This is a genomic window from Promineifilum sp. (SeqCode) (assembly GCF_041918635.1).
Lineage (GTDB): Bacteria > Chloroflexota > Anaerolineae > Promineifilales > Promineifilaceae > Promineifilum.
Genome location: NZ_JAYRVJ010000760.1, coordinates 1 through 3,355 on the forward strand (window position 1 = coordinate 1; position 3,355 = coordinate 3,355).

The window sequence follows — 3,355 nt, forward strand, 5'->3', positions numbered from 1 at the left end:
CTACTGGGCGTCCGGGGTGAGAGCGGGGCCGCCACCGTATCGGAAGAGGAGATTCGGATGCTGTTGGAGCAGGGAGCGCAGGCCGGCGTCTTCGAAGAGGCGGAGCGGGTGATGGTGGATAGCATCTTTCGCTTCGGCGACCGGCAGTTGCGCTCGCTGATGACGCCGCGCACTGAGATTGTCTGGCTCGACGTGGACGACAGCGAGGCGCGTATCCGCGAGACGGTCACCGGCTCGCGGCACTCCTACTTCCCCGTGTGCGACGGCTCTATCGACCGCGTCCTGGGCACTGTCCACGCCAAAGACCTGCTGGCGACAAACTGGGCCGGCGGGCCGCCGGAACTGCGCGCCCTTCTCCGGCCGCCGCTCTTCCTGCCGGAGACGATGCTGGCCATGCGGGCGCTGGAGCGCTTCAAGCAGACAGGCATCCAGATCGCCTTGCTGGTGGACGAGTTCGGCGGCATCGACGGGCTGGTGACGCTCATCGACATGATGGAAGCCATCGTCGGCGACATCCCGACGCTGGACGAGATCGCCGAGCCGCCCATCGTGACGCGCGAGGACGGCTCGTTCCTCGTGGAAGGGTATCTGGACGTGGACGATCTGAAGGCGCTGCTGGCGTTGGACGAACTGCCGGGCGAGGGGGCATTCCACACGCTGGGCGGCTTCGCGGTGATGCGGCTCGGCCGTCTGCCGCGCGTCGGCGACGCCTTCGAGTGGGGCGGCTACCGCTTCGAGGTCGTCGACATGGACGGCAACCGCATCGACAAGATGCTCATCGCGCGGGCTACAGACCTGACAGGTGGGCGGCCCATGGCACTTTGAGTGGGGGCGAACCTTGCGGCCGCCCACCTGTCAGGTCTGAAATGAAGGGTGGAGCGTTTGACACGTCCCACTGTCTCTGCTAGAATCCCTCCTGGCTGGCCCCATTCGTCTAGCGGCCCAGGACGTGGCCCTCTCAAGGCCAAAACAGGGGTTCGAGTCCCCTATGGGGCACAAATCCGTATGCGATCCGTTCGCATGCGGATTTTGTTTTTGGGAGAGCTTGAAGGGCTGGCTAACCTGAGCGCCGTACCTGGCACGCCTTGGCGGCCTTTCGATGGGGCATCGTCACAGGTTTCTGCTACAATCATCGGCAGGACGCGCATTGGCGGCCGATCGAGATGGGGCGGCGCCTGATCCGCGTGGGCTGTACACACTTCAGTATGGAAACCCGGACGACGATTGACCAACTGCGCTACCGGCGCATCCTGCGCTTTTTCGCCGGCGTGATCGCCCACTTTATCTGGTGGGAGTTGGTCATGGGGCGCATGCCCGTGACGCGCCAGCGCGCCCTGGCGACGCGGCCCCAGCGGTTGCGGGTCAGCGCCCGCGAATTTCGCGTCCTGGCTATCGAGATGGGCGGCGTGCTCATCAAGCTCGGCCAGTTCCTCAGTTCGCGCGTTGACATGCTGCCCATCGAGATCACCCAGGAGCTACAGGGCTTGCAGGACGAAGTGCCGCCGGCCGACTCCGGCCCCGTCTTCGCCATGTTGCGCGAGCAGTTGGGCGACCTGTCGCGCCGCTTCGAGCACATCGAGCCGGAGCCGGTGGCCGCCGCCTCGCTGGGCCAGGTCTATCGCGCCCGGCTGCGGCCCGCGCCCGGCATGCCCGATGGGGAGCGCGTCGTAGTCAAGGTGCAACGGCCCCACATCGAGGCGCTGGTGCGCACCGACCTGGCCGCGCTGCGCGTCGTCGCCCGCTGGGTGATGCGCTACAAGCCCATCCGCAAGCGGGCCAATGTGCCGGCCCTGATGGAGGAGTTCGCCCGCACCCTGTGGGAAGAGCTTGACTACAATGCCGAGGCCGAGAACGCGGCCCGCTTCGCCGAAATCCACGCCGACGACCCGCGCATCTACATCCCCAATGTTTACCGGCAGCACTCCACGGCGCGCGTCGTTGTCCTGGAAGACGTGGAGGCGCTGAAGATCGCCGACGTGGGCGCGCTGACCGCGGCGGGCATCGACACCAAGGAAGTGGCCGACCTGCTGCTCGACGCCTACTTCAAGCAGGTCTTCGTGGCTGAGTTCTTCCACGCCGACCCGCACCCCGGCAACCTGTTCATCCGGCCCGGCCCACCGGCCGCGCCGGCGGCCGGCGCGACCCCGGTCACGTCATCGCGCCCCTTCCAGCTCATCTTTGTCGATTTCGGCATGGCCGTGCGCGTGCCCAAGACGATCAGTGAAAATCTACGCAAGGTGCTCATCAGCGTCACCCAGCGCGACGCCCACCAGTTGACCGAAGCCTACCGCGATCTGGGCTTCTTCCTGCCCGGCGCGGACCTGGATCGCATCACCGAAGCGCAAGAGGTCGTCCTGAATCACATCTGGGGGCGCAACCTGCTCGACCTGACCCAGCCTGATCCGCGCGAGATCGAGGCCATCGGCCGCGAGTTCCGCGACCTGCTCTACGACTTCCCGTTCCAGTTGCCGCAGGACTTCATCTACCTCGGCCGCGCCCTGGGCATGATCTCCGGCCTGGTGTCGCGCCTCGACCCGCAGATCAACCCGTGGCGGCAGATCGAGCGCTATGGCGAGCAACTGCTGCGCAACCAGGGCTTGCAGCAGTGGCGCGACCGTGGCCTGGCCGGGCTGCTGGACATGCTGCGGCCCTATCTGGACACCCCCATGCGCGTCCAGCGCTTGCTGGAAGAGGCGGAGAAGGGGCGGCTGCGCGTCCAGTTGCGATCGGACAAGGAGACGCTGCGCCAGCAGGAGCGGCTGGAGCGGCGCATCGGGCAACTGGGCTGGAGCATCGTCGGCGCGGCCGGCATCCTGTCGGCGACGCTGGTCTACCTGGATCGCCGGCGCGAGAAGCGGGAATAAGAAGAAGAATCCGCAGATTGCGCAGATTAGGCAGATATTAAGCGCGCGTCCGCGGGTGTCGCGTTACTTGCGACGGTTTTGTGTGGGAGTGCGCGCGCTATTCTGAAGGGGGCGGCTCAATGGCGGCCCGCTTAGCCTCAGCTTCTTGGGCCAGGAGCGCTTCGTACTCATCTTTCGTGATGTAGTGGCCGCCGGTGATCTCATGGGCGACCACCTCGTAGGCGGCGTTGAGCGTGACCACGGTCGGCATGGGGCGAAAGCAGCGGCTGTCAACGATGGTCTTGTGCCAACTAAAGCCATTTTCCTCATTGAGCAGGTCGTGCTGCTTGTCGGCCCGCAGCCGCACACCTGCCCCGCAGCGGTCGCACTGGACGTAGAAGTAGATACCCTGGGTATCGACGTACTCCCCCGCCGGTTTCGCGTTGTCGGCCCCACCGAGGAGGCGTTTGAGAAAGCCCATGAGATTCTCCCTTGTAGCGCGGGTTGGCAAC

Annotated in this window: 3 protein-coding genes and 1 tRNA gene; 3 read left to right on the forward strand and 1 reads right to left on the reverse strand. The window is 65.8% G+C overall.

The window, feature by feature from the left end:
* From ACE3UY_RS21930 to ACE3UY_RS21940, 3 genes are all read left to right on the forward strand, one after another.
* The coding region (locus tag ACE3UY_RS21930; protein ID WP_374689606.1) for a hemolysin family protein at positions 1-825 on the forward strand (825 nt) is incomplete at its 5' end.
* A gap of 98 nt (positions 826-923) precedes the next feature.
* Positions 924-996, forward strand: a tRNA-Glu gene (locus ACE3UY_RS21935).
* Positions 997-1,205: 209 nt separating this feature from the next.
* Positions 1,206-2,864 carry an ABC1 kinase family protein gene (locus ACE3UY_RS21940; RefSeq protein ID WP_374689607.1) on the forward strand — a complete coding sequence of 553 codons (1,659 nt, stop codon included), beginning with the start codon at positions 1,206-1,208 and terminating at the stop codon, positions 2,862-2,864.
* Between the two features lie 97 nt (positions 2,865-2,961).
* On the opposite strand, the gene ACE3UY_RS21945 is transcribed toward ACE3UY_RS21940, so the two are convergent.
* On the reverse strand, positions 2,962-3,324 hold the full coding sequence (locus tag ACE3UY_RS21945; RefSeq protein WP_374689608.1) for a hypothetical protein: 363 nt from the start codon (positions 3,322-3,324) through the stop codon (positions 2,962-2,964).
* Positions 3,325-3,355 lie beyond the last annotated feature (31 nt).